The organism is Nocardiopsis mangrovi (assembly GCF_042653925.1).
Lineage (GTDB): Bacteria > Actinomycetota > Actinomycetes > Streptosporangiales > Streptosporangiaceae > Nocardiopsis_B > Nocardiopsis_B mangrovi.
In genome coordinates, this window is the sequence record NZ_JBHSFQ010000003.1 from 254,953 (window position 1) to 280,131 (window position 25,179).

At 72.1% G+C, this 25,179-nt stretch carries 22 protein-coding genes and 2 tRNA genes; 3 read left to right on the top strand and 21 right to left on the bottom strand.

Features of this window, described 5'->3' with window-relative positions:
• Positions 1-101: 101 nt before the first annotated feature.
• Positions 102-626 carry a DUF6315 family protein gene (locus tag ACFO4E_RS05015; RefSeq protein ID WP_378571828.1) on the top strand — a complete coding sequence of 175 codons (525 nt, stop codon included), beginning with the start codon at positions 102-104 and terminating at the stop codon, positions 624-626.
• Between the two features lie 25 nt (positions 627-651).
• Here ACFO4E_RS05015 and ACFO4E_RS05020 read toward each other — a convergent pair whose 3' ends face one another.
• From ACFO4E_RS05020 to ACFO4E_RS05035, 4 genes are all read right to left on the bottom strand, one after another.
• Positions 652-2,688, bottom strand: a complete 2,037-nt coding sequence (locus ACFO4E_RS05020; protein WP_378571829.1) for an ATP-dependent DNA helicase — start codon at positions 2,686-2,688, stop codon at positions 652-654.
• Between the two features lie 96 nt (positions 2,689-2,784).
• Positions 2,785-3,576: a DUF427 domain-containing protein gene (locus ACFO4E_RS05025; RefSeq protein ID WP_378571830.1), complete on the bottom strand. Its 792-nt coding sequence runs from the start codon at positions 3,574-3,576 to the stop codon at positions 2,785-2,787.
• Positions 3,577-3,666: 90 nt separating this feature from the next.
• The gene (locus ACFO4E_RS05030) at positions 3,667-4,797 is read right to left on the bottom strand and encodes a hypothetical protein (RefSeq protein ID WP_378571831.1); all 1,131 of its coding nucleotides are present in this window, start codon (positions 4,795-4,797) and stop codon (positions 3,667-3,669) included.
• Positions 4,798-5,500: 703 nt separating this feature from the next.
• Positions 5,501-5,573 (bottom strand) — tRNA-Ala (locus ACFO4E_RS05035).
• Between the two features lie 124 nt (positions 5,574-5,697).
• On the opposite strand from ACFO4E_RS05035, the gene ACFO4E_RS05040 reads away from it, so the two are divergent.
• Complete coding sequence (locus tag ACFO4E_RS05040) at positions 5,698-5,991, top strand: GroES family chaperonin (RefSeq protein WP_378571966.1); 294 nt, start codon at positions 5,698-5,700, stop codon at positions 5,989-5,991.
• A 222-nt stretch (positions 5,992-6,213) separates the two neighbouring features.
• Here the strand turns inward: ACFO4E_RS05040 and ACFO4E_RS05045 are convergent.
• From ACFO4E_RS05045 to nadD, 4 genes are all read right to left on the bottom strand, one after another.
• Positions 6,214-6,286: transfer RNA gene (locus ACFO4E_RS05045), tRNA-Ala, on the bottom strand.
• A gap of 118 nt (positions 6,287-6,404) precedes the next feature.
• Entirely contained in the window at positions 6,405-7,034 is a 630-nt protein-coding gene (locus tag ACFO4E_RS05050; RefSeq protein ID WP_378571832.1) for a histidine phosphatase family protein, read from the bottom strand.
• Positions 7,035-7,113: 79 nt separating this feature from the next.
• Positions 7,114-7,503, bottom strand: a complete 390-nt coding sequence (gene rsfS / locus ACFO4E_RS05055; protein ID WP_378571833.1) for a ribosome silencing factor — start codon at positions 7,501-7,503, stop codon at positions 7,114-7,116.
• Positions 7,504-7,530: 27 nt separating this feature from the next.
• On the bottom strand, positions 7,531-8,148 hold the full coding sequence (gene nadD, locus ACFO4E_RS05060) for a nicotinate-nucleotide adenylyltransferase (RefSeq protein ID WP_378571967.1): 618 nt from the start codon (positions 8,146-8,148) through the stop codon (positions 7,531-7,533).
• A gap of 227 nt (positions 8,149-8,375) precedes the next feature.
• On the opposite strand from nadD, the gene ACFO4E_RS05065 reads away from it, so the two are divergent.
• A complete protein-coding gene (locus ACFO4E_RS05065; RefSeq protein WP_378571834.1) occupies positions 8,376-9,455 on the top strand; it encodes a M48 family metallopeptidase in 1,080 nt (359 codons plus the stop codon).
• A 195-nt stretch (positions 9,456-9,650) separates the two neighbouring features.
• Here the strand turns inward: ACFO4E_RS05065 and ACFO4E_RS05070 are convergent, their stop codons facing one another.
• The 13 genes from ACFO4E_RS05070 to rodA form a co-directional block, all read right to left on the bottom strand.
• Positions 9,651-10,460: an SAM-dependent methyltransferase gene (locus tag ACFO4E_RS05070; protein WP_378571835.1), complete on the bottom strand. Its 810-nt coding sequence runs from the start codon at positions 10,458-10,460 to the stop codon at positions 9,651-9,653.
• 177 nt (positions 10,461-10,637) lie between these two features.
• Positions 10,638-10,970, bottom strand: a complete 333-nt coding sequence (locus ACFO4E_RS05075) for a YnfA family protein (RefSeq protein ID WP_378571836.1) — start codon at positions 10,968-10,970, stop codon at positions 10,638-10,640.
• Positions 10,971-11,102: 132 nt separating this feature from the next.
• Positions 11,103-12,359, bottom strand: a complete 1,257-nt coding sequence (locus ACFO4E_RS05080) for a glutamate-5-semialdehyde dehydrogenase (protein ID WP_378571837.1) — start codon at positions 12,357-12,359, stop codon at positions 11,103-11,105.
• 450 nt (positions 12,360-12,809) lie between these two features.
• Positions 12,810-13,040, bottom strand: a complete 231-nt coding sequence (locus ACFO4E_RS05085) for a hypothetical protein (protein WP_378571838.1) — start codon at positions 13,038-13,040, stop codon at positions 12,810-12,812.
• An 82-nt stretch (positions 13,041-13,122) separates the two neighbouring features.
• Positions 13,123-14,277, bottom strand: a complete 1,155-nt coding sequence (proB, locus tag ACFO4E_RS05090; RefSeq protein ID WP_378571839.1) for a glutamate 5-kinase — start codon at positions 14,275-14,277, stop codon at positions 13,123-13,125.
• A gap of 64 nt (positions 14,278-14,341) precedes the next feature.
• Entirely contained in the window at positions 14,342-15,706 is a 1,365-nt protein-coding gene (obgE, locus tag ACFO4E_RS05095) for a GTPase ObgE (protein ID WP_378571840.1), read from the bottom strand.
• 104 nt (positions 15,707-15,810) lie between these two features.
• Complete coding sequence (gene rpmA / locus ACFO4E_RS05100) at positions 15,811-16,065, bottom strand: 50S ribosomal protein L27 (protein WP_378571841.1); 255 nt, start codon at positions 16,063-16,065, stop codon at positions 15,811-15,813.
• Positions 16,066-16,079: 14 nt separating this feature from the next.
• The gene (gene rplU / locus ACFO4E_RS05105; protein WP_378537493.1) at positions 16,080-16,391 is read right to left on the bottom strand and encodes a 50S ribosomal protein L21; all 312 of its coding nucleotides are present in this window, start codon (positions 16,389-16,391) and stop codon (positions 16,080-16,082) included.
• A gap of 202 nt (positions 16,392-16,593) precedes the next feature.
• The gene (locus ACFO4E_RS05110) at positions 16,594-19,398 is read right to left on the bottom strand and encodes an Rne/Rng family ribonuclease (RefSeq protein WP_378571842.1); all 2,805 of its coding nucleotides are present in this window, start codon (positions 19,396-19,398) and stop codon (positions 16,594-16,596) included.
• A gap of 154 nt (positions 19,399-19,552) precedes the next feature.
• Positions 19,553-20,290: a TIGR03936 family radical SAM-associated protein gene (locus tag ACFO4E_RS05115; RefSeq protein ID WP_378571843.1), complete on the bottom strand. Its 738-nt coding sequence runs from the start codon at positions 20,288-20,290 to the stop codon at positions 19,553-19,555.
• A gap of 848 nt (positions 20,291-21,138) precedes the next feature.
• Complete coding sequence (locus ACFO4E_RS05120; protein ID WP_378571844.1) at positions 21,139-21,948, bottom strand: SAVMC3_10250 family protein; 810 nt, start codon at positions 21,946-21,948, stop codon at positions 21,139-21,141.
• A gap of 81 nt (positions 21,949-22,029) precedes the next feature.
• Positions 22,030-23,970, bottom strand: coding sequence for a TIGR03960 family B12-binding radical SAM protein (locus ACFO4E_RS05125; RefSeq protein ID WP_378571845.1), 1,941 nt, complete (start codon positions 23,968-23,970; stop codon positions 22,030-22,032).
• A 54-nt stretch (positions 23,971-24,024) separates the two neighbouring features.
• A complete protein-coding gene (gene rodA / locus ACFO4E_RS05130; RefSeq protein ID WP_378571846.1) occupies positions 24,025-25,173 on the bottom strand; it encodes a rod shape-determining protein RodA in 1,149 nt (382 codons plus the stop codon).
• Positions 25,174-25,179: the final 6 nt, after the last annotated feature.

The following is a 25,179-nucleotide window of genomic DNA, read 5'->3' on the forward strand; positions in this document are numbered from 1 at the left end:
TTTTGGCCATTGATGACGACAGTTTGTAGGAACTCCTTCGGCGAACCGGTTCCCTTACGGGGGGTCGCCATCGCATACTCGCCTGGGAGGGGGACTGAAGGATGAAGCAGGATCTCACCGCTCTCTGCTGCGAATGCGGCGCGAGCCGCAAGGTCAGCGCCTATCGCGGCGTGGGCGAGGCGCAGTCGGCCTACGGGCTGGCGCGGTGCGTGGTGTGGCGGATGTGCCGCCCCTGCGGCCAGCGCACCTACCACGCCTACCTGCGCGCCGACCCCGACCGCGACGAGCTGGAGGACGCACTCAAGCTCGACGACGCCCTCGCCACCGAAGCCCTGGACGAGGAGATCGAGCAGCTGCGGCTGTGCGGGATCGACATCGGCCACGCGCCCGTCCCGGCGGTCTGGGACGGCCAGCCCGTGGGCATGGTCACCCAGCGCCTCACCGACCACTCCTACGCGATCGTGCTCGACCCCAGCGCATCGGTCGTGGCCCGGCTCAAGCTCATCGACCTGATGTGGAACGAGCTCTCGATCGGCGACCACGACGACCGCTGGTACATCCAGCCGTCGGACGACGACTCCCCCGGCTACGCGGTCCGGCTGTTCGGCTACCGGGTGCGCCGCTGATCGGCCGCGCCGCCGGTCCGCGCCCTCACCCCGCCACCGGCTCCGCCGCCTGAGCCGCTGAGGCGGACGCCGCGAGCCGGCGCAGCGCGGCCCGTGCGGTCTCGGGGTCGGTGGTGGCCCAGTACGGCGGCAGGGACGACCGCAGGAACCCCCCGTAGCGGGCGGTGGCCAGCCGCGGGTCGAGCACCGCCACCACACCGCGGTCGTCCATCGAACGCAGCAGCCGCCCGGTGCCCTGCGCCAGGAGCAGCGCCGCGTGCGTGGCCGCCACCGCCATGAAGCCGTTGCCGCCGTGCGCCCCCACGGCGCGCTGCCGCGCCGAGGCCAGCGGGTCGTCGGGCCGCGGGAACGGGATGCGGTCGACGATCACCAGCTGGAGCGACGGCCCCGGGACGTCGACGCCCTGCCACAGCGACAGCGTGCCGAACAGGCACGCGGACTCGTCGTCGGTGAACTCGGCGACCAGCCGCCCGGTGGAGTCGTCGCCCTGGCAGAGGACGGGGACGTCGAGGCGGTCGCGCAGCTCCTCGGTGGCCTGGGTGGCCGCCCGCATGGACGAGAAGAGGCCCAGCGTGCGCCCGCCCGCCGCCTCGATGAGCCCGGCGATCTCGTCGAGGTAGCGGGGGTCGAGGCCGTCGCGGCCGGGCGTGGGCAGGTGCTTGGCGACATAGAGGATGCCGCTGCGCGCGTGGTCGAACGGCGACCCGACATCGAGCGCGCGCCAGCGGGGCTCGCCGTCGGACGTGGGGTCGTCCTCGGTCCGCCCGGTGGTCTCGCGGCCCAGCCCCCACTGCACCGCAAGGGAGGTGAAGGAGCCGCCCAGCGAGAGGGTGGCCGAGGTCAGCACGGCGGTGCGGTCGCCGAACAGCTTCTCGCGCAGGAGCCCGCCCACCCCGAGCGGGGCGACGTGCAGCGACGGCGGCTGTTTGGGGCCCTTCGCCAGCCAGACGACGTCGCGGCGGTCGCGCAGCGGCGGCTCGAACGACTCCAGGACGCGCACGGCGGTGTCGTGGACCTCTTCGAGCGCGGCCAGCGCCAGCTTGCGGTCGGTGGCGGAGTCGGGATCGCCTTCGCCGCCGCCGGTGGACTTCACGGCGGTCAGGCAGGCGTGGGCGGAGTCGCGGACCGCCGCGACCGCGGTGGCCAGGGGGTCGGGCAGGTGGTCGATACGGCCGGGGTCGGCGTCGGTGAACATCAGCGCCAGGCCCTCGGCGGCCTCGGAGAGGCGTTCGGTCAGCCCGGCCTCGCACAGCCGCGCGGCGCGCTTGGCCGCGATGCCCACCGGGCGCTCGCCCAGCACCCCCGTGGCCACCGAGGTGACCCGGTCGACGAGTTCGTGGGCCTCGTCGACGACCAGGACCCGGTGCTCGGGCAGCAGCTGGTAGCCCTGGAGCGCGCCGATGGCCAGCATGGCGTGGTTGGTGACGACGATGTCGGCCCCGCCGGAATCGGCGCGTGCCAGTTCGGCGAAGCACTCCTGGCCGAACGGGCACGCCGACGCGCCCACGCATTCGTTGGCCGAGACCGACACCTGCCGCCAGGCGAGGTCGCTCACCCCGGGGACGAGTTCGTCGCGGTCGCCCGTGACGGTGTCGTCGGCCCATTCGTGCAGCCGCTTGACCTGGCGCCCCAGCGAGGACAGCTGGCGGGGGTCGAACAGCTCGGCTTCGTCGGGATCGGAGTCGCCGGCGGTCTGCAGCCGGTGGCGGCACAGGTAGTTGCGCCGCCCTTTGAGGATGGCGAACGTGGGTTCGCGGCCGAGCAACGGCGCCAGCGCCCCGGCGAGCCGGGGGAGGTCGCGCTCGATGAGCTGGCGCTGGAGGGCGATGGTGGCCGTGGAGACCACGACCGTGGTGTCCTGGTCCATGGCATGGCGGAGGGCGGGGACCAGGTAGGCCAGCGATTTCCCGGTGCCCGTGCCCGCCTGCACGACGAGGTGCTCGGAATCGCGGACGGCGGAATCGACCGCATGGGCCATGGCGTGCTGGCCGTCGCGCCGGGCTCCGCCCAGGGCGCGGACGGCGGCGTCCAGCAGGGTGTCGACGTCGGGGAGTTCAGCCACGGATGCGACAGTACCGCTCCGTGACGACGGGCGGGCGCCGTCGTCCACACCCGCCGCCCGCCCGCCGGGTGGCGGACGGGCGCCGCGGCTCCGCGGTCACTTGCGCTCGACGGCGATCTCCAGCTCGTCGTGGAGGAAGCAGTAGTGGTCGCGCACGTCCTGCCCGTCCTTGAGCGGGGCCCCGAGGGACCACGCGACGTCGGGGATCTCTCGGTCGCCGACGCGCAGGGTCCAGTAGGAGGCCCGCCCCTTGTAGGGGCAGTAGGTGGTGGTGCGGCTGGGCACCAGCAGGTCGCGGCGGACGTCGCCGGGCGGCAGGTACCACCGGTTCGGCAGGCCGGTCTCGGAGAGCACGTAGGCCCCCGAGCTGAGCGCGATGACCTGGTCCCCCAGCGATACCCGGACCAGGCTGGACGAGGGGCGGGTGTCGACCCGGTGGAAGGGGTCGCGCAGGTGGCCCTCGATGGGCTCCTCCTCGTCGAACCAGGCGTCGGCGGCCGACATGTACATGGCCGAGAGGCCGTGCAGCCACGACGCCGCCGGCATGGGGTCCGTGTAGGCCCACACGGCGTTCTCCACCACGCGGTCGCCGGCTCTGAGGTGCCAGTAGGACGCGTCGCCCTTGTAGGGGCAGTGGGTGGTGTGGTCGCTGGGCTCCAGCATCGCCGCCGGGATGTCCTCGGTGGGCACGTAGAGCTGGGGCAGCAGCCGGGTCTCGTGCACCAGGTAGCCCCGGTCGGAGTCGAGCACGTCCAGGCCGGCCAGCTCGGCGCGCACCCGCCGCGGGAACGCGCTCATGTAGAGCGCGTGGTGGGGCCCGTCGACCGCATAGTTCACGGTCGAGGGCGCGTCGTCGGCGAGCGGCCCGCCGCCCATGGTCAGTGACATCCCGGTCTCCTTCACCGTCGGTAGCGACCATCGCAGAGGGGTTACTACCCCTGCGTCGGCGCCTTCACCGGCCGGTCCGGATCGCGGTGCTCAGACATCGTCGCCGTCGAACCCGGACTTGCGGGCGCGGCCCAGATAGATGGCGGCCGCACCGCCCGCCACCGCCGCGATCCCGGCCCCCACCAGGCCGACGAGCGCCGAACCGGCCACGGGCAGGCTGCCGTCCCTGGACTGGGGCGCCTCGGACGGCGACCAGCCGGCGGGCGGCGCCGGCACCGCGGGGGTCGGGACGGGCGACGGCGACGGCGAGGGGCCGGCGGATTCCGGCGGGCTCGGCTCGGCCGGCTCGGACTCGGAGGGGTCGGGGGTCGCGGAGCGGGGCTCGCCCGACGGGCCGGGACCCGGCTCGGCCGCGCGGTCGGTGCGCACGCCCGCGACCGCGAGGTCGAGCCGGTACTCGGCGTACCGGGCGGTCCCCTTCTCGGGGCCGGTGTCGGTGACCTGGAAGGTGAGCGCCAGCCACGCGCCGGCGCCGGCCGCGGCGGCACCGCCCGACGCGGCGGGACCGTCGGAGTCGGCTTCGGCGTGCTGCCGGGCCGTGACGGTGAGCAGCACGGTGCCGCCGTCCTCCCGGCTGCGGGTGAAGGTCTGCTCGTAGTCGCCGTCGCCGAGATCGGCGGGCTCGCCGAGGATGCTCAGGCCGCGGACGGCGAGTTCGGCCTCCGCTCCCTCGTCCCGGGTCCAGCTCGCGGTGGATTCGGCGGAGTCCAGCGCGACCAGGTGCTCCGCGCCGAAGGCGTCGGCGACGGTGCCGCCGTCGGCCGCGGCGGCGGCGGAACACGCCGGGTCGAAGCGCAGGTCGTGGACTGCGGAGGCGGCCCAGAGCGAGGTGTCGCCGCGCTCGGCGACCCCGTAGCCGCCGGCCGGGCCGTCCGGGAAGTGCCGGCCGGACGCGGGGCCGCCGCTCCACGCGGCGGAGGATTCGGCGCCGTCGCGGTCGGTGTCGGCGTCGCCGATGGGGCCCTGGTCACACCATTCGACGGTCGCCATGCGGGCGGTCGCGGCGTGGGTGCCGGAGCCGGGGGCGACGGGATCGGCGCCCGCTGGTTCGACGGCGGCGAGCGGGACACCGGCCAGTGCCGCGGCCGCGATACCGGCGGCGGCGATGATCCGCCGGGGCGGGGTCGAGGGACGGAACCGGGTGGGGGAACTCGGAATCACGGCTGTCCTCTGCACTATCGGAGACCATTGGCGACGCGTCGCCTGGGGGGAATCTCGTCATGGTCCGATCGGGTGCCTGGAGGCACCCACTGTCGAACCTACAGCGCGGTGTCCTGGCCTCCCAGCCACCGTAGGGCCGCGCGCCCGGCCCCCGTTCGGGGACGCCTGGACGGGGCGGCGGGGGAGGGGTCCGAAGGCGCAGGTCACCCGACTTCTCCAGAGAAGCGGGCCACATTCGACGCAGCGCGTACCGAAACGGTTCCCGTTCGGCCACTATCGGCCAGATCCGGTATGTGCTGGTGGCAGATCCGGTCCTGGTCTCCCGGTGGTGCGGAGGACCGGTGTCGCGCCGTCGGGGTGGTGGCGCGGACGCACGGCTCCGGTGTCGTGGAAGGGGGTGGTGGGCGGTGGTGCCGGCTCGCCGGGGCGATCCGGATGGCTGGTGCGGCTCGGGGGCGGGCTGCGCCGCGGGTGCGGCGGCCGCCGGGTCGCGCGGCGGAGGTCCGCGGACGATGGGGCGTGGACCCGTGGGGTCGGAGCCCCGGACCCCGTCCATTCCGCGGAGGCGTGACGCCGACCGCGCCGTGCCCCTCGAACGTGTGTCCCAGTGTAACCGAACGCCCGCAGAGCGGAACCCGCCGCGGCCTGCGGGAAGCGAGAAGGGGCCCGCATCCGTCGGGATGCGGGCCCCTCGTGCCTGCGGTGGAGCTATGGGGATTCGAACCCCAGACCTCCTCCATGCCATGGAGGCGCGCTACCAACTGCGCCATAGCCCCGCGTCGCACCATTGACTCTACCGGATTCCGGGACCTGCTCGCGCCATCCCGGCACCGCGCCCGCGGGCCGCGATGCCCGTAAAATCAAGGGGTGTCCGAGTCCAAGTCCAAACGTGAGATCCAGATGCTGCACGACCGGCTGCTCGTCCGCGAGCTGCCGGAGGCCGGCGAACGGCGCAGCAGTGGCGGCCTGGTCATCCCCGACACGGTGAAGATCGCCACCCGCCTCGTCTGGGGCGAGGTCTGCGGCGCCGGGACCGGCGCCCGCCACGTCAACACCGGCGACCGCGTGCTCTTCGACCCCGAGGACCAGAACGAGGTCGAGCTCCACGGCGAGCGCTACCTCGTCCTGCGCGAACGCGACGTCCACGCCGTCGCCAACGAGCACCCGGAGCGGGGCACGGGCCTGTACCTCTGACGTCCGCCCGGGCCGGACCCCGCTCACGGGGCATCCGGTCCGCACCCGTGCCGCGCCGATCGGAAGCCCCGCCCCGGACGCCCGCGCATCGGCGCGCGGCGTCCGGCCCGCGGCCGCACGAGCGCCGCCCGGTCGGTACCGCGAGGCGCCGCGGAAACGCGAAAACGCCCCACCGGCGGCGGTATCAGCGTGATACCGGCGATCCGGGTGAGGCGTCGAACGTGGAGCTATGGGGATTCGAACCCCAGACCTCCTCCATGCCATGGAGGCGCGCTACCAACTGCGCCATAGCCCCTGATGGGGTCGTCCGGGCGGGCCCGGCGACTCCTTGAACAATAGCGGAAACGGGCGCCCGCGTCGAAACGGTCGGGGCGCCGACCCGCGGTCCGGCGCACGCCGCGACGCGGGCCGCCCTAGCGGTCGTCGCCGAGGACCCGGTCTTCGGGGAGGCTGGCGGCGTTGTGTTCGAGCAGCCGCCAGCCGCCGGTGCGCAGCGGGCCCAGCACCGACCACGAGCAGTTGCCGATCGGCCCCAGGGCCTGGCGGATCTCGGGGGGCAGGCCGAGCATCCGGTTGATCCCCGCCCGCAGCGCCGCACCGTGGCCGACCACCACGAGCAGGCCGTTGTCGGGCACCCGCGCCAGGCCGCGCAGCACGGCCTCGCTCACGCGCTCCCCGACGGCGAGGATGTCCTCGCCGTCGGGGATGTGCATGCGCGCGTCGTGCTCGGGCCAGCGTTCGCGGATCTCCGGGGTGGTCAGCCCTTCCCAGGACCCGCCGAACCGCTCGCGCAGCCCTTTGTCGTGCTCCACGGTCAGGCCGGTGCGCCCGGCGAGGAAGCCCGCGGTGTCGGAGGCGCGCCGCAGGTCCGAGGCGACGATGGCGTCCGGCCGCAGCGTCGCCAGCAGCCCGGCCGCCCGCTTCGCCTGGGCGATCCCGGTGCCGTCCAACGGGATGTCGGTCTGGCCCTGGAAGCGCTTCTCCTGGTTCCAGGCGGTGCGCCCATGGCGCCAGCAGACGATGCGGCGGGTCTCCTCGGACACGGGGTCGCTCTCCTGAACGGTGGTGGGACGGGGGTGGGTTCGGGCCCCCGCTGCTCCGGGGGCGCGGCGGATCAGCGGATCAGCCGTCCTCCGTGCGGCTCCGCCCCTTCGCGGTCTCGGGCAGGGTGATCTCGGGGCAGTCCTTCCACAGCCGTTCCAGGCCGTAGTGCCCGCGCTCCTCCTCGTGCTGGATGTGCACGACGATCTCGACGTAGTCGAGCAGCACCCAGCGGCCGTCGCGCTCGCCTTCGCGGCGAACCGGTTTCACCCCCGCGGCGCGGAGGCGGTCCTCGACCTCGTCGACGATGGACCGCACCTGGCGGTCGTTGGGGGCCGAGCACAGGAGGAAGGCGTCGGTGATGACCAGCTGGTCGCTGACGTCGTAGGCGATGATCTCCTGCGCCAGTTTGTCGGCCGCCGCCTCTGCGGCGATGTTCACGAGCTCAACGGCCCGGTCAGTGGCGGTCACGATGTAGCGAATGCCTCCCGTGGGCGCCTACCCCGCCGATCGGCCGTCGAGGTAGAGCCCGGTCTTGTTGATGTAGCGGACGATGCCGTCGGGCACGAGGTACCAGATGGGCTCGCCCTTGCGGACGCGCTCCCGGCACTCGGTGGACGAGATGGCCAGGGCGGGGATCTCCACCAGGCTGACCTTTCCGTCGGGCAGCCCGGAGTCGGTGAGCTGGTGCCCGGGGCGGTTACAGCCTACGAAATGCGCGAGATCAAAGAGTTCATCCACGTTGTGCCAGCTCAGAATAGCGCCCAGGGCGTCGGCCCCGGTGATGAAGAACAGCTCCACCTCAGGGCCGTAGAACCGGCGCATCTCGCGCAGCGTGTCGATGGTGTAGGTGGCGCCCTCGCGGTCGACCTCCATGCGGCTCACCCGGAACTGGGGGTTCTCCGCGGTGGCGATGACGGTCATCAGGTAGCGGTCCTCGGCCGGGGTGACCTCGGCGGGATCCTTCTGGTACGGGCGCCCGGTCGGCACGAACACGACCTCGTCGAGGCGGAAGAAGTGGGCGACCTCGCTCGCCGCCACGAGGTGCCCGTGGTGGATGGGGTCGAACGTCCCGCCCATGATGCCGACGCGTCGGGGGTGCGCCTTCAGCCGCAGCCCGGCGCTCGGCGTGTCGCGTGTACTCGGCTCGTTCGACGCATTCGACTCGTTCGACACCTACCGCTCCGTTTCATCACAGACGCCGGGTTCCCCGGCATCGCCGAGGGTAACGGACCCCCTCGAACGCCTCTCCCGCCCCCTACCCGGACCCCGCCGAAAAATCGCGTCATATCTCGAAGCCGCAAACCATGGCGCCCGCCAACCCCGGCGCATAGCATTCCGACATGACCACCAATTCTCCAGAACGCGCACGCGTTCGACTCGACGGCATCAGCTCCCGCGCCTACGAGCACCCCGCCGACCGGGGGGCGCTGGTCGCGCTGCGGTCGCTGCGCGGGTTCGACGAGGTCTTCAAGCGCCTCTCCGGGCTCTTCAACGAGCGCGCGCTGCGGCTGATGTTCCTGTCCAGCGCCGTACGGGTCAACGAGCGGCAGTTCCCCGAGGTCTACAACTACGTCCGCGACGCCGCCTACGTCCTCGACCTGGACGAGGTCCCCGAGCTCTACATCCAGATGAACCCCCGCCCCAACGCCATGGCCATCGGCAGCCACAAGCCGTTCCTGGTCATGACCACGGGTCTGTTCGACCTGCTCGACGCCGAGGAGCAGCGCTTCGTCGTGGGCCACGAGGTCGGGCACGTCCTCTCCGGCCACGCCGTCTACCGCACGATGCTGCTCGCCCTGATCCGGCTCGCCGCCCGCGTCGCCTGGATCCCGCTGGGCTACATCGGCATCCGCGCCATCGTCACGGCGCTGGAGGAGTGGTACCGCAAGTCGGAGCTGTCCTGCGACCGCGCGGGCGTGCTCGCCGCACAGAACCCCGAGGCCGCCAAGCGCGCGCTCATGAAGCTGGCCGGCGGATCGCGGCTGGCCGAGATGAACCCCGACTCCTTCCTGGAGCAGGCCCGCGAGTACGACCGCGGCGGCGACGCCCGCGACAGCCTCATCAAGCTGCTCAGCCTCACCGGGCAGACCCACCCGTTCGCCGTCATCCGCATGGCCGAGCTGACCCGCTGGATCGACGAGGGCGAGTACCGGCGCATCATCGCCGGCGACTACCCGCGCCGCGACACCGACAAGGACGCCTCGGTGGGCCAGGAGGCGCGCAACGCCGCCAACTCCTACCGCGAGTCCTGGGAGCGCACCGCCGACCCGCTGGTGGGAACGCTGCGCGACGTGGCCGGCAGCGCGGCCAACGCCGGCGGCCGGCTGTTCGACACCGTGGCCGAACGCTGGAAGAGCGCCGGGAGCGGCGCGAACCGCAACGGCGGTGACGGAAGCGGCGGCGGAGCGGCCGGTTCCTGACCGCGTCCCGATCCCCCGCCATTCGGGTTCGTACCGCGACCCCGCCGAGCATCCCCCGCCGCGCCGCGGGCTCCAGAGGCCGTCGCCCGGGAGCCCGCGGCGGCAGGATCACCCGCACCGCGGCGGTATCGCGCAGCGGGGCGGACGGCCACCGCCGCCGCGCAGACGCGGCGGCCGCCCCCTTTCAGCGGCCCGTCAGGGCTTGCGCCCCACACCCCCGGTCATGAACCGCGCGGCGATGGACGTGCTGTCGCGGACGATGCCGTCGGGCCGCCACAACGGCAGCGGCACCAGGCCCGGCGACAGCAGCTCCAGGCCCTCGAAGTAGGTCTCCAGTTCCTCGGGTGTGCGCACGCGCCCCGTCCCGAGCTGGCTCAGCAGCACCTTCTCCAGCTCGGCGCTTTCGGGCGCGTCGCCCAGCCGGGTGAAGTTGGTGATGAAGAAGTACGAGCCCGGGACCGCCGCGTCGCGCAGGGTCTCGACGATACCGCCGGGGTTCTCCTCGTCGAGCAGGTGGTGCAGGATCCCGACGAGCATCACGCACACCGGCTTGCCGAAGTCGATGAGCGCCGTCACATCGGGGTGCTCGAGGATCTCCTGGGGGTTGCGGATGTCGGCGGTCACGACCCTGGTGTTGGCGTTCTCGGCGAGGATCGCGTGGCCGTGCACGAGGACCAGCGGGTCGATGTCGACATAGACGACCTTGGCGTCGGGGTTCACCTCCTGCGCGACCTCGTGGGTGTTGCGCGCGGTCGGCAGCCCGGAGCCGAGGTCGAAGAACTGGGTGATGCCCTCCTCTTCGGCGAGGTACCGCACGACGCGGTGCAGCATTTCGCGGTTGTGAATGGCGATCTGCTTCAGCTCCGGCATGACCTCGAGGCTCGCCTGCGCGACCTGCCGGTCGATCGCGTAGTTGTCCTTGCCGTTGAGCATGACGTCGTAGACGCGGGCGGCCGTGGGCACGCCGAGGTCGAGTCCGGCGCCGGAGGTGGTGTCATCGGCCATTGGGGGGCTCCTCGAACACGGGACATCTGGGATTCCAGCATCGTAGCGGTGACTAAGGGATTTCCCACCATGCACCGCCCGCCGGACCGCGGTCCGGGACGCGTTGCCCATAGCCGATGAAAGGGCCCGTATGCCCGGAAGAGGGCCGGACGCCCCCGGTCCGCCCCCCGCGCGCGCCTACGCCCCGCGGGGGGCGTACATGATCACCGCGACGCCCACCAGGCACACCAGGGCACCGATGACGTCGAACCGGTCGGGGCGGAAGCCGTCGACGACCATCCCCCACGCCAGTGAGCCGGCGACGAAGACGCCGCCGTAGGCGGCGAGGATCCGCCCGAAGTTCGCGTCCGGTTGCAGCGCGGCGGCGAACCCGTAGAGCCCCAGCGCGATCACCCCCGCACCGATCCACAACAGGCCCCGGTGTTCGCGGACCCCCTGCCAGATCAGCCAGGCTCCCCCGATCTCGAAGACGGCGGCGACGATGAACAGCAGGATGGATCGGAACGGCATGGCGGTATCCGGGCTTTCTAGGTGGCGGCGGGAACCGGGGGGAGCGGAACGGCGACACGTGTGCCGCGCCGGAGCGGGGCACGCCGAACCCCCGCCCGCGCACGCTCGGCCGAGCGGGCGGGGCGGGCACGGTCAGCGCAGGTGGCCGTCGCCGGTCACGACGTACTTGGTGGAGGTCATCTCCGGAAGGCCCATGGGGCCGCGCGCGTGGAGCTTCTGGGTGGAGATGCCGATCTCGGCGCCGAAGCCGAACTCGCCGCCGTCGGTGAACCGGGTGGAGGCGTTGACCATCACGGCCGCGGAGTCCACCCGCGACACGAACCGCCGGGCCGCCGACTGGGAGTCGGTGACGATGGCCTCGGTGTGGGAGGTGGAGTAGGCGCGGATGTGCGCGACGGCCTCGTCCAGCGAGCCCACGACCTTCACGGCGAGGTCGGCCGAGAGGTACTCGGTGGCCCAGTCGGCCTCGGTCGCGGGTACGGCGGAGTCGTCGAGCGCCCGCACGCGGTCGTCGCCGTGCACGGCGATACCGAGGCCGCGCAGCTCGCGGAGCACGCGCGGCAGGAACCGGTCGGCGATCCCGGCGTGCACCAGGAGGGTCTCGGCGGTGTTGCAGGTCGACAGCCGCTGGGTCTTGGAGTTCACCGTGACGGCCACGGCCTTGTCCAGGTCGGCGGCCTCGTCGACGTAGACGTGGCAGTTGCCCTCGCCGGTCTCGATCACCGGGACCGTGGAGTCGCGCACGATCGCCTGGATCAGCGAGCGTCCGCCGCGCGGGATGAGCACGTCGACCAGGCCGCGCGCCCGCATGAGCGCCTGGGCGGAGTCGCGGCCGCTGCCGGGGACCAGCTGGACGGCGTCGACCGGGACCGCGGTCTTCTCCAGCGCACCGCGCAGCACCTCGACGATGCGGGTGTTGGAGGAGTACGCGGAGGAGGAGCCCCGCAAGAGGGCGGCGTTGCCGCTCTTGAGGCAGAGCGCGGCAGCGTCGACGGTGACGTTGGGCCGGCCTTCGTAGATGATCCCGATGACCCCCAGCGGGACCCGCACCTGCCGCAGCTCCAGGCCGTTGGGCAGGGTCGATCCGCGCACCACCTCACCGACCGGGTCGGGCAGCTCGACGATCTCCCGCACGGCGTCGGCGATCGCCTCGATGCGCTCGGTGGTGAGCGCCAGGCGGTCGACCATCGCCTCGGTGTCGCCGGCCTCGCGGGCGCGGGCGACGTCCTCGGCATTGGCGGCGACGATCGCCTCGGCGTTGTGCACCAGGGCATCGGCCATGGCGAGCAGCGCCTCGTCCTTGACCGACCGGCTCAGCGGCGCGAGGTCGGCCGCGGCGTCGCGCGCCCGCTCGGCTACGGCACGGACCTCGCGCTCGATGTCACTCATGGTGGGGTGTCACTTTCCAAGGGTCGGTTCGGGTGGGGTGTCCGGGTCGGGCGGACCGGCCGGGGGTCGGTGGCGGCCGCGGCCCTCTTTCCAGCTTACGAGGTCGCCCGCCCGTCCGGTCGCCCCGGATCACGGGTGGGGTCCTGGAGGCTCCTGCGTGAAATTGCTTTTGCGGGATGAGCGGTATCGGGATTGATCATTTCCAGGACAGTGCAGGGCACCGGGTTGTACGGTGTCGGCGCCAGGTTGCTCGTCGAGGGCGTAGGTGGTGTCGATGTCCGCGTGTCCGAACGGCGGAGAGCACGAATGGGTGCTGGGAACCGACCGAAAGTTCCACTGTTCCAAATGCGGGGCGGAAAGCGCCCGGAGACTGTAAGGGCGATGTGAGGTCGCGGTCCGGCCGGTCCCACCGGCCGGACGCGTCGGACCGGCCCGCCCGCCTCCGCGATGTCAGGCGGGGAACACCGTGCCCTCGGCGACGACGGTGTCCTCGGCGCGGGCCCGCCAGGTGACCGGCCCCCCCACCTGGTCGGCGAGGCCCTGCGCCCACCGGCGCAGCGGGGCCCACCGGTCGGGTCCGGGCTGGATGACGGTGCGCCCCCGGTACACCACGGCTCCCAGAGTGGCGACCTCGCCGCCCCGCAGCAGTTCGGTGTCGAACTCGTGAGTGGTCGGCCTCATGCCGCCACCCTACCGACCTGCGCGCTCGCGCCCGGGCCCGCGACACGGCCCCGGTGCCCGCGGCCGCCCGCGCCCGGAAGCACTACCGCTCGGCCGCCGACAGCAGGACGAGGTCGTCACGGTGCACGATCTCCCGCTCGTACTCCGGGCCGAGTTCACGCGCCAGCCAGCGGGTGGACCGCCCCATCAGCTCCGGGATCTCGGCGGCGTCGTAGTTGACCAGGCCGCGGGCGACGACCCGGCCGTCCTCGTCGCACAGGTCCACCGGATCACCCGCGGTGAAGTCCCCTTCGACCTTCACCACGCCCGCCGGCAGCAGGGACGCGTGCTCGCGGACGACGGCGCGCACCGCACCGGGGTCGAGGACCACGCTGCCGCGCCCCGCGGTGGCGTGCGCCAGCCACAACTGGCGGGTCGAGGGCCGCCGCCCGGTCCCGGCGGCGAACAGGGTCCCCACCTGCTCGCCGGCGAGGGCGGCCCGGGCGTTGGCGGCCGAGGTCAGCACCGTCGGCACACCGGCCTCCGTGGCGATCCGCGCGGACTCCACCTTGGTCACCATGCCCCCGGTACCCACGCCCCGGCGCCCCGCGCTGCCGACGGCCACCCCGTCGAGGTCCCGCGGGTCGACGACCCGGGCGATCCGCCGCGCCCCAGGGCGGGCGGGATCGTCGTCGTAGAGGGCGTCGACATCGGAGAGCAGCAGCAGCGCGTCGGCCCGCAGCAGGTGGGCGACGAGCGCGGCCAGCCGGTCGTTGTCGCCGAAGCGGATCTCGTGGGTGGCCACCGTGTCGTTCTCGTTGATGATGGGCACGGCGCCGATGTCGAGCAGCCGGCGCAGCGCCCGGCGGGCGTTGCGGTGCTGCACGCGCCGCATCAGGTCCTCGACGGTCAGCAGGACCTGCGCGGCGGTGAGCCCGTGGCCGGCGAAGGCCCGGGTGTAGTGCGCGATCAGCAGCCCCTGGCCGACACTCGCCGCCGCCTGCTGGGTGGCGAGGTCGCGGGGGCGGGCCGGCAGCCCCATGGGCCCGATCCCGGCGGCCATCGCGCCCGAGGACACCAGGACGATCTCGGTCCCCGCCGCGCGCCGCTCGGCGAGGACGTCTGCGAGGTCGCGGATGCGCTCCCGGTCGATATGGCCGTCGGGGGTGGTCAGCGAGGACGACCCCACCTTGACGACGATCCGCCCGGCGCCGGCCAGTTCGGCGCGGTCCTGGGCGGGTGACGATGCGTTCTGCACGTCGGACTTCTCTCCGTGTTCGTTCCACCGAAAACGGCCGGGCCTCCCGGGTCCCCGCGCGACGTCAGCCCAGCCGGGAGTCGGTGCCGCGCGGGCCGATCGGGGTGGCCTCGGCGTCCAGGGTGGGGTCCCAGTCGAACACCACGGAGTCGTCCTCGTCGCCGATGTAGACCTCGGCGCCGTGGGTGGCCCCGGCCTCGGAGAGCGCGTTCTCGATGCCGAGGCGGCTGAGCCGGTCGGACAGGTAGCCGACGGCCTCGTCGTTGCTGAAGTCCGTCTGGCGGACCCAGCGGGCGGGCTTGTCGCCCCGCACACGGAAGGTGTTGCCGCCCAGCGCGACGACCTGGAACGGGATCTCGCCGATCTCGCGCGGGCGCAGCACCACGCGGGTGGGCTCCTGCTCGGGGCGGGCGGCGCGGGCCGCCTCGACCTGCTCGGCGAGGGCGTAGGACAGCTCGCGCAGTCCCTCGCGGGTGGCCGCCGAGACGGTGACGACCCGCAGGCCGCGCTCCTGGAGCATGGGGGTGACGAACTCGGCGAGCTCGCGGCCGTCGGGGACGTCGATCTTGTTCAGAACGACGATGCGCGGCCGGTCGCTGAGGTCGATCTCGGTGTTCTCCCCGTAGGCGGCCAGCTCGGCTTCGAGCGCGTCGAGGTCGCTGACGGGGTCGCGGCCGGGCTCGTAGGTGGCGCAGTCGAGCACGTGCAGCAGTGTGGAGCAGCGCTCCACGTGGCGCAGGAACGCCAGGCCCAGGCCCTTGCCCTCGCTGGCGCCGGGGATGAGGCCGGGGACATCGGCGACCACGTACTGCACCGCGCCTGCCTCGACCACACCGAGGTTGGGGATGAGCGTGGTGAAGGGGTAGTCGGCGATCTTGGGCCGTGCCGCGGACAGCGCGGCGATCAGCGACGACTTGCCCGCGCTGGGGAACCCGACCAGGCCGACATCGGCGATGGTCTTGATCTCCAGCCGGATGTCGAACGCCTCCCCCTCCTCGCCCTTGAGGGCGAAGCCGGGCGCCTTGCGCTTGGCGGAGGCCAGAGCGGCGTTGCCGAGGCCGCCGTTGCCGCCGCGGGCGATGACCAGCCGCGTGCCGGCGCCGACCAGGTCGGCGATGACCTCGCCGTCCACGCCCGAGACCACGGTGCCGTCGGGCACGGTCAGGACCAGCTCGTCGCCGTTGGCACCGGAGCGGTGCCCGCCCTGGCCGGGGGTGCCGTTGCCGGCCCTGCGGTGCGGGCGGCGCTGGTAGTCGAGCAGGGTGGCGGCGTTGGGGTCGACCTCGATGACGACGTCGCCGCCCCGGCCGCCGTTGCCGCCGTCCGGGCCGCCGAGCGGTTTGAACTTCTCCCGGTGAATGGAGGCACAGCCGTGCCCGCCGTCACCGGCCTTGATGTGCAAGACCGCTTCGTCGACGAAGTCAGGCATGTGTCTCTCCCCGTGCGGTTTGTGCCCCGTGACCAGCGTATGCGCTGTCGTCACGCGCGTGGGGCGGGCCAGATCGGATCTGGCCCGCCCCACGGTCGCGCCGACTAAGCGGTCGGGACGATGTTCACGGCCCGGCGCCCGCGCCGGTTGCCGAATTCCACCTGGCCCGCGACGAGCGCGAACAGGGTGTCGTCGCCACCGCGGCCGACGTTGTCGCCCGGGTGGAAGTGCGTGCCGCGCTGGCGGATGATGATCTCGCCCGCCTTCACGGTCTGGCCGCCGAAGCGCTTGACGCCGAGGCGCTTGGCGTTGGAGTCGCGCCCGTTACGGCTGGACGATGCGCCCTTCTTGTGTGCCATGTCGAGCCACTCCCCTACTTCGCCGCGATGCCGGTGACGCGCACCTGGGTGTACTTCTGGCGGTGCCCCTGGCGCTTCTTGTAACCGGTCTTGTTCTTGTACTTCAGGATGTTGATCTTGGGGCCCTTGGACTCGCCGACCACCTCGGCGGTGACCTGGTAGCCGCTGAGCTTGGCCGTGTCGCTGATGACCTTGCCGTCTTCGACGACAAGCAGCGGCACCCAGGTCAGCGTCGAACCGGCCTCGTCGGAGACTTTGTCGATGTCCAAGACGTCATCGACAGCAACCTTCTCCTGTCGGCCGCCCGCTCGCACGATCGCGTACACCGGGGAACTCTCTTTCCTGCTCGGAACCATCCCCGCCGGGGGCGGGGAGTGAAATGCGCTCAAAATCGACCGTTGATCCGCTCGCCCGCCACAGGGGACGTGAGAATCGAAAGTAGGTCTCGGGCGCGCGAACGATTGGGGCGCGCCGACGCACCGACCCTTAGATTACCATCCGCTGGTCGGCGACCGGCACGCCCTGATCTCAGCCGGTCTCGACCACGGCGGACTCGGCCGCCGCGGCCTTGGTGCGCCGCGTGCGGCGCCGCCGGGGCCGCTGCTCGGCGCCGTTCTCGGACTCCACGGCCTCGCCCGCGGCCTCGGCCGCGGGCTGCGGCTCCTGGTCCGCCTCGGGCGCCGCCGCGGCGGCCTTCTTGCGCGTGGCCCGCTTGGCGGGCGCCTTGCGGGTCTTCGCGGGAGCGGCGGCCGGCTCGGCCTCCGGCTCCGCGATCGCCTCGGGAGCGGCCTCGGGGACCTCGGGGGCGGGCTCCGCCGCCTCGGCGACACCGGGCTTGCCGATGTCGCCGGGCTGCTCGGCGGCCTTCTCGGGCTTCTCCGCGGTGTCGGCCTTGCCGGCCTTCGCCGCCTTCCCGGGCTTCTCCGCCTTCTCCGCGGCCTTGTCGGCCTTCTCCGCCGCCTTCTCGGCCTTGCCCTTCTTCTTGCGGCCGCCGCCGGCGCCCGCACCGTTGCCCGCGCCCTGGCCGCCGGACGGCTTGTGCTCGACCGGCTCGGTCGAGATGACCAGGCCGCGCCCGTTGCAGTGCTCGCAGCTGTGCGAGAACGCCTCCAGCAGGCCCTGGCCGACGCGCTTGCGGGTCATCTGCACCAGGCCGAGCGAGGTGACCTCGGCCACCTGGTGCTTGGTGCGGTCGCGCGACAGGCACTCCAGCATGCGGCGCAGCACGAGGTCGCGGTTGCTCTCCAGCACCATGTCGATGAAGTCGACCACGATGATGCCGCCGATGTCGCGCAGCCGGAGCTGGCGGACGATCTCCTCGGCCGCCTCCAGGTTGTTCTTGGTGACGGTCTCTTCGAGGTTGCCGCCCTGGCCGGTGAACTTGCCGGTGTTGACGTCGACCACGGTCATGGCCTCGGTGCGGTCGATGACCAGCGAGCCGCCGCTGGGCAGCCACACCTTGCGCTCCAGCGCCTTGGCGATCTGCTCGTCGACCCGATAGGCCTCGAAGACGTCGCGGTCCGCGGTCCAGTGCGAGACGCGCTCGGCCAGGTTGGGGGCGACGTAGTCCACGTACTCGCGGACGGTCTCCCAGGCGTCGTCGCCGGCGACCACCAGGCTGGAGAAGTCCTCGTTGAACACGTCGCGGACGACCCGCACCGTGAGGTCGGGCTCGCTGTTGAGGAGCGACGGCGCGCTCGCCGACTTGGACTTGCGCTTGATGGACTCCCACTGCGCGGCCAGGCGCGAGATGTCGCGCTCCAGCTCCTCCTCGCTGGCGCCCTCGGCAGCGGTGCGCACGATGACACCGGCGTTCTCCGGCATCACCTTCTTCAGGATCTGCTTCAGCCGCGCGCGCTCCTTGTCGGGCAGCTTGCGGCTGATGCCGGTCATGGAGCCGTCCGGCACGTAGACGAGGTAGCGGCCGGGCAGGCTGATCTGGCTGGTCAGCCGGGCGCCCTTGTGGCCCAGCGGGTCCTTGGTGACCTGGACCAGCACCGACTGGCCCGACTTCAGCACGGACTCGATGCGCTTGGGCTGGCCTTCCAGGCCGGAGGCGTCCCAGTTGACCTCGCCGGCGTAGAGCACCGCGTTGCGCCCCTTGCCGATGTCGACGAACGCCGCCTCCATCGACGGCAGCACGTTCTGCACGCGGCCGAGGTAGACGTTGCCCACGTAGGAGCGGTGGGTGGCGCGGTCGACGTAGTGCTCGACGAGGACGTCGTCCTCCAGCACCGCGATCTGCGTGCGCTCACCGGTCCGGCGGATCACGAGGTCGCGCTTGACGGCCTCGCGCCGGGCCAGGAACTCCGATTCGGTGACGATCGGAGTGCGGCGGCGGCCCTGCTCGCGGCCCTCGCGGCGGCGCTGCTTCTTGGCCTCCAGCCGGGTGGAGCCCTTGACCGACTGGACCTCGTCCTCGATCGCCTTGTCGGGGCGCGGCTCGCGGACCCGCACGACGGTGTTGGGCGGGTCCTCCGGCGACGGCACGGCGTCCTCGCCGTCGCCGCCCGAGCGGCGGCGCCGGCGGCGACGCCGCCGGCTGGTCCCGTGCTCGGCCTCGTCCTCGTCGGCGCCGGCCTCGGCACCGGCGGTGTCCTCGGCGGGCTCACCGGCGGCGGCGGTCTCGAACTCCGCTTCGTCCTCGCCCACGCGCGACTTGCCGCGGCCGCGGCCGCCGCGCCGCCGCCGGCGGCGGGACGGGCGCTCGTCATCGCCGTACTCGTCCTCGCCGGGCTCGGTGTCGGCGTCCTCGGCGCGGGTGTCCTCGGGGAGGTCGGCGGCCGGCTCCTCCTCGTCCTCGCGCGCGTCCTCGGGCTCGGTGACGAGGCCGTTGCCGGCGGCCCGCGAGACCGGGGGCGCGACCTGGGCCACGGGCGGCTGGAAGAGGACCATGGGCGGCTGGAAGGACACGCCGGGGGCTTCAGCGGGCTCGGGGGCGGGGGCCGGCGGCTCCTCGGCGGCGCGCTCCGGTGCCGGAGCGGCGGCCTTGCGGGGGCGGGTGGTCTTCGCGGAGGTCGAGGTCGCGGCCGTTCGCGCGGTACGGGTGCGCTTCTTCGGCTCCTCGGCCCCGGCGGGGACGGACTCGGTCGGCACGGCCCCCGCAAGCGTGGTCAGCGGGGCGGAGCCGGGTGTGAACACCGGCTCGGGCTCGGGCGGCGGGCCGGCCGAGCGGGAGGCCCCGCCGCGCTTGCCGCTGGGCGCGCTGACCGTGACCTCGCCGTCCTGCGGCGGGGCGAACGTCGCAGTGGTCCGGGCGGTGCGGCCTGTTTCCGTTGTTTCAGTTGTACCCGCGGTGCCCTCGGCACCGCTGTTGGGCTCGTTTTCGAGCATCCGGGCGGTCTCCCGTCAGAGTCCTCGGGCGCGGCACCGGCGTCGGGCCGGGGCCGCTGCGCGCGAGGACTGTCGTCGCTATGTCGGCGCCGGTAGCGATGGTGCCGCTACCGGGGCAAAGTCGTCATGAGTCGCCCACGTTCCCCAAAGGAACTCACGCATCAGGTGCGCTCCGCGTGGGCGAGGACGGCCGCGGTATCTGCTCCGCGCGTCCCTCCGGATCCGCCTGGCCATCCGCTATCAGCGGATCGGCGATCGCGTAGGACGCTTCGTCGAGTCGCCCCTGCGCCAGCCGGGTCATCAATGGCGATGACGGCGGCGCGAGGCCGGCGACCTGACGAAGGCCGGTCACCACGTCGTCTGGTCGGACAGCAGGTGTCGTGTGCCGTACGACCATCCGAAGTATGGCATATGTCTCGTGTCGCTCAGTTGTGGCGCGCCCGTCCATCCGCAGATGGAGGACGGCCGCGCGGGCGTCGAAGCGGCGGCGGCCCTTCTTGGTGAGCCGCTCCACTTCCACGGTATCGGCCGCGATGAACGCGGCCACCGCCGCCGCGGCGTCGTCGGGGGCGACGCCGGGCAGTTCCACCTTCCACTCCGATGCTTCCAGGCGGTCGGCGAGACCGCCCTCCGCGGCCGCGACGACCTCGACGATGTCGAGCCCGTCGGGCATCGCGCCATCGAGCCGGGCCCGCACCTGCCCGGGGTCGCGGGCCTCGGCCAGCGTGAGTTCGAAGTACTCCGCCTCGCTGGCCACCCCCGTGGGGGCGGCACCGGTATAGGAGATCTTCGGATGTGGCGTGAACCCCGCTGAGAACGCGACGGGGACCCCGGCCCGGCGCAGCGCCCGTTCCAATGCGCGGGCGATGTCGCGATGGCTCGCGAACCGCATTCTGCCGCGCTTGGCGTAACGGACTCGCAACCGCTGGCCTGGGCGTCCGGTGGAGGGCGAGGTGATGCCCTCAGGTGCGGGGGGCAGCGCTACTCCTTTCCTCAATGTCTCCCGTTCAGGGGCCCGGTGCGTCCTGAGACCCCCGGCCGGGAGATTCACGTCTTACATCAGCGTACGGTGCGCACCGGGGGAGACGCGCCACCGGCCCGGGATCAAGGCCGCCACCTCGCACATCACGGGCGTTGCGGCGGATGACCGGATGATGCCGCACTCGGTAGCCGGATCACACACGTATGTGCTGTTCCCCCCGCGGAGCCTGTTGAAAAGCGTTCGGGTCCGCGGATCGCCCGCGGAACACCGGCCCGTCCCCGCCGGACCCGCCCCCGTGACCTGCGCCTCCCCGATCGCCCAAATTTTCTTCGAGCAATTGCCCCCTCCATGCAAACCACCCGGCCACCCCATCCGTCTTACTACACGTATGGCCCGGCGCGAGCGGGGCGCCGGGCCATACTCATCCACACCGGCCCCGGGCCGGCCGCCTTGGCGGCCACCGGGGCCGCGGTGTTTCCCGGGGCCACAACGGTGCGCCCGCCGGGACACACCCGCTCACCCTCCCGGCGGTGTCGCCCGGTCACGCTCGCCTCCACCGGCCCCGCGAAAGGGTCTCGGGCCAAAAGCGGCCACGCCTCCGCGCGCTCGTCGCCTCACCATTGGTGTCACACCACGGACAGAGGCAGCAGCTTGCCTCCAGGCCGCGGGCCGATCTGGATCTCGGTGCCCATACTCAGGTAGATGGACCCACGTCTACAGCTGGGTGGCTAAGTAGGCGCCTGAAGCGCAACGCCGTTTTACCTCCGTGGACGCAGCAGGTTTCGCCAGTTACGCGTGAAGCGCCTGGATGCTACGCCCACTACTGGGGACTCAGGGCGACGAGCGACCTCTACGTACAACGGCGTAGCCACGATCAAGCGATGCTGGAAGCGGTCCGGAGGAAAGTTGCACAGGACTCGGGCATGACCATGGAAGTAGGCGGGACCGTCGCAATAGTCCGCCATCATGCTGTAGCTAGAGCGCGCAGCAAATTCCTGGTCCCCTCCACTTGTGGACGACAGGCGGTCGGGAAATGAGAGGTCGCCGCGGTCCTCCTTCGCGACTAGCTCGGCGGCTAGATCATGCAGCCAGTCAGATCCCGACCCCATCCGGGTAGGCGAGCAATCATGCTCGGTCAAGACATGCTGGCGCGAGCCACACAGGATGAGTTCGATGCCTGGGCATTGCTCCTCACCACGACTCAGTGAGCACGAACTGTCTTCAAGCGAGATGAAGGTGTACACCCCACGGTCAATGAGACCCAGGTCACGTAGTCGTGGACCATAGCGGAAGAGGCCGGTGAACTCCATCCAGTCACGAGCCATCAGGGGGTCGCACGAGGCTGGTACGACGTTGTGTGCCTGATACTTCCCTTGGAGTTCACGAATCACCTGATTTAGGCGCATTGCGGGTGAATCCGCACCAGCCTGGGCCCCACCGAACGCTAAGCGCAAACGAGCCCACAGAGCGGATACCTCCACCTCGATGAGCCGTCCAGAGAACCAGCGGCTCCCCTCGTCCTGGTGCTCGTCAAGCTTCGCCGTCGACAGATATGCCAACTCGCGCATTCGCCCCCCAAAGAACCTAGGCCGATCAACCGAGACACGTGGGCAGTGTGCATTCCAGAAGGCTCACAGGATCCGACTCGGTTACCTGTTGGTCACCGTCAATGGCAGCAGCTTTCCTCCGGGCGGCGGGCCGATCTGGATCTCGGTGCCCATGCTCGGGCACACGCCGCAGTCGTAGCAGGGGTTCCACCGGCAGTCGTCGACCTCCACGGACTCCTCGCCGTGCAGGGCGTCCTGCCAGTCCTGCCAGAGCCACGAGCGGTCGAGCCCGGCGTCGAGGTGGTCCCAGGGCAGCACTTCGTCCTGGTCGCGGTCGCGCACCGTGTACCAGTCGAGGTCGACGGGGTGCTCGGCCAGCCCCTTCTCGGCGCATTCGGCCCACCGGTCGTAGGAGAAGTGCTCGCTCCACCCGTCGAAGCGGCCGCCCGCGCGCCAGACCTCCTCGATCACCGCGCCCACGCGGCGGTCGCCGCGCGAGAGGAGCCCTTCGATGACGGAGGGCCGGCCCTCGTGGTAGCGCAGCCCCACCGACTTGCCGTAGCGGCGGTCGGCGCGCAGCGCGTCGCGCAGCTTGCGCAGCCGGGCGTCGACGACGTCCGCGGGGGTCTGGCCGGCCCACTGGAACGGGGTCTGCGGCTTGGGCACGAACCCGCCGATGGAGACCGTGCAGCGGATGTCGGAGCGGCCGGTGACCTCGCGCCCGGTGCGGATGACCTCGGTGGCGAGGTCGGCGATGGCCAAGACGTCGTCGTCGGTCTCGGTCGGCAGGCCGCACATGAAGTACAGCTTGACCTGGCGCCAGCCCGCCGCGTAGGCGGCGGTGACGGTGCGGATGAGGTCCGCCTCGGTCACCATCTTGTTGATCACCCGGCGCATCCGCTCGCTGCCGCCCTCGGGAGCGAAGGTGAGACCTGAGCGGCGGCCGTTGCGGGTCAGCTCGTTGGCGAGGTCGATGTTGAAGGCGTCGACGCGGGTAGAGGGCAGCGACAGCCCGGTGTTGGTGCCCTCGTAGTGGTCGGCGAGGCCCTTGGCGATGTCGCCGATCTGGGTGTGGTCGGCGCTGGACAGCGACAGCAGGCCGACCTCCTGGAAGCCCGATGCCTTGACGCCCTGCTCGACCATTGCCGTGACGGTGTCCTTGCTGCGCTCGCGCACCGGCCGGGTGATCATCCCGGCCTGGCAGAAGCGGCAGCCGCGGGTGCACCCGCGGAAGATCTCCACGCTGTAGCGCTCGTGCACGGATTCGGCGAGCGGCACGATGGGCCGCTTCGGGTAGGGCCATTTGTCGAGGTCCATGACGGTGTGCTTCTGCACCGTCCACGGCACGCCCGGCCGGTTGGGGGTGTAGCCGGCGATGCGGCCGTCGGGCAGGTAGCCGACGTCGTAGAACCGCGGCACGTAGACGCCGCCGCTCTCGGCCAGGCGCAGCAGCAGGCCGTCGCGCCCCCCGGGGCGGCCGTCGCGCTTCCACTCCCGGACGACCTCGGTGATGGCGAGCGCGATCTCCTCGCCGTCGCCGAGCACGACGGCGTCGAGGAAGTCGGCGATGGGCTCGGGGTTGAAGGCCGAATGGCCGCCGCCGAGCACGACGGGGTGGTCCGCGCCGCGATCTGCGGCGCGCAGCGGCACCCCGGCGAGGTCCAGCGCCGTGAGCATGTTGGTGTAGCCCATCTCGCTGGCGAAGCTCACACCGAACACGTCGAAGGCGCCCACGGGCCGGTGGGCGTCGACGGTGAACTGCGGGACCCCGTGCTCGCGCATGAGCTTCTCCAGGTCCGGCCAGACCGCGTAGGTGCGCTCGGCGAGCACGCCGTCGCGCTCGTTGAGGACCTCGTAGAGGATCTGCACGCCCTGGTTGGGGACGCCCACTTCGTAGGCGTCGGGGTACATCAGCGCCCAGCGGACCTCCGCGGCGTCCCAGTCGCCGACGACGGAGTTGAGTTCGCCGCCGACGTACTGGACGGGTTTCTGCACCTGCGGGAGCAGCTCCTCCAGTCGCGGGAAGACGCTTTCGATGGGCATGGCCGACCCCTCATTAGCCTGCGGAACGTCTCATCAGCTTAACCACCACGAGACTCACACGTACCCGCGCTCGCGCGCGTGGATCCCCAGGACCAGACCGATCGCGGTGAGGTTGGCGATGGTCGCCGTGCCGCCGTAGGAGACGAAGGGCAGGGGCAGGCCGGTGATCGGCATGATCCCCAGGGTCATGCCGATGTTGATGAACGTCTGGAAGCACAGCCAGGTCGCGACCCCGACGCACACCAGGCGCCCGTAGGGCTCCTCGCAGCCGACCGCCACGCGCAGCACGCGCCACACGACCGTTGCCAGCATCGCGAGGATGACGGTGCCACCGATGAACCCCAGCTCCTCCCCCGCGACCGTGAAGATGAAGTCGGTGTGCTGCTCGGGGACGAACTGCCCGCTGGTGTGCTCGCCCTGGAACAGCCCGCTGCCGCTGAGCCCGCCCGACCCGACCGCGATCTGCGCCTGGTTGGCGTTGTAGCCGGTGCCCTGCGGGTCGGAGGTGGGGTCGACGAAGCTGGTGAACCGCGCGATCTGGTACGCCTTGAGCAGCCCGAACCACCACACGCAGAAGGCCCCGGCCACGCCGCACGCCACCAGGCCCCCGATCCAGCGCGCCGGCGCCCCCGACAGCGCGAGCATGGCCAGGTAGACGCTGCCGAGCACCATCCCGGTCCCCAGGTCGGGCTGGGCCATGATCAGCCCGAGCGGGACCGCCAGGACGGCCAGGCTGAACAGCACGTCCCGCCCTGTCGGGCGGAACTCGCCGTCGCGCGGCTCGCCGAGGAGCATCGCCACGCCCAGGATGAGCGCGAGCTTGGCGACCTCGCCCGGCTGCACCTGGAACCCGCCGATGACCACCCACGAGCGCGACCCGTTGATGACCGCGCCCAGCGGGGTGAGCACCAGCCCGAGTCCCACGGCCGCCAGGACGAACAGGACGGGGGCGTAGGCCCGCGGGAGGCGGTAGTCGACCGACGCCACCCCCAGGCACACGGTCCCTCCGATGAACAGGTGCACGAGCTGGCGCTCCAGGAAGCCGGTCGCCTCGGCCGGGTCGTCGGACCCCGCTGTGGCGGCCCACACCAGGACCAGGCCCGTGACCGACAGGGCGGCGACACAGCCCACCAGCGTGCGGTCGATCCGGCGCGGGAGCGCCGCGGTGACCCGGGTCAGGTAGGAGCGGGCGGGGGCGGTCATCGCGGA

What these genes read in the sequence shown, in the direction of transcription:
- ACFO4E_RS05015 (WP_378571828.1), top strand. Translation starts at nt 102, where the DNA reads ATGAAGCAGGATCTCACCGCTCTCTGCTGCGAATGCGGCGCGAGCCGC.
- ACFO4E_RS05025 (WP_378571830.1), bottom strand. Translation starts at nt 3,576, where the DNA reads ATGTCACTGACCATGGGCGGCGGGCCGCTCGCCGACGACGCGCCCTCG.
- ACFO4E_RS05040 (WP_378571966.1), top strand. Translation starts at nt 5,698, where the DNA reads ATGCTGCACGACCGGCTGCTCGTCCGCGAGCTGCCGGAGGCCGGCGAA.
- ACFO4E_RS05065 (WP_378571834.1), top strand. Translation starts at nt 8,376, where the DNA reads ATGACCACCAATTCTCCAGAACGCGCACGCGTTCGACTCGACGGCATC.
- ACFO4E_RS05070 (WP_378571835.1), bottom strand. Translation starts at nt 10,460, where the DNA reads ATGGCCGATGACACCACCTCCGGCGCCGGACTCGACCTCGGCGTGCCC.
- ACFO4E_RS05075 (WP_378571836.1), bottom strand. Translation starts at nt 10,970, where the DNA reads ATGCCGTTCCGATCCATCCTGCTGTTCATCGTCGCCGCCGTCTTCGAG.
- ACFO4E_RS05080 (WP_378571837.1), bottom strand. Translation starts at nt 12,359, where the DNA reads ATGAGTGACATCGAGCGCGAGGTCCGTGCCGTAGCCGAGCGGGCGCGC.
- ACFO4E_RS05085 (WP_378571838.1), bottom strand. Translation starts at nt 13,040, where the DNA reads ATGAGGCCGACCACTCACGAGTTCGACACCGAACTGCTGCGGGGCGGC.
- obgE (WP_378571840.1), bottom strand. Translation starts at nt 15,706, where the DNA reads ATGCCTGACTTCGTCGACGAAGCGGTCTTGCACATCAAGGCCGGTGAC.
- rpmA (WP_378571841.1), bottom strand. Translation starts at nt 16,065, where the DNA reads ATGGCACACAAGAAGGGCGCATCGTCCAGCCGTAACGGGCGCGACTCC.
- ACFO4E_RS05110 (WP_378571842.1), bottom strand. Translation starts at nt 19,398, where the DNA reads ATGCTCGAAAACGAGCCCAACAGCGGTGCCGAGGGCACCGCGGGTACA.
- ACFO4E_RS05115 (WP_378571843.1), bottom strand. Translation starts at nt 20,290, where the DNA reads ATGCGGTTCGCGAGCCATCGCGACATCGCCCGCGCATTGGAACGGGCG.
- ACFO4E_RS05120 (WP_378571844.1), bottom strand. Translation starts at nt 21,948, where the DNA reads ATGCGCGAGTTGGCATATCTGTCGACGGCGAAGCTTGACGAGCACCAG.
- ACFO4E_RS05125 (WP_378571845.1), bottom strand. Translation starts at nt 23,970, where the DNA reads ATGCCCATCGAAAGCGTCTTCCCGCGACTGGAGGAGCTGCTCCCGCAG.
- rodA (WP_378571846.1), bottom strand. Translation starts at nt 25,173, where the DNA reads ATGACCGCCCCCGCCCGCTCCTACCTGACCCGGGTCACCGCGGCGCTC.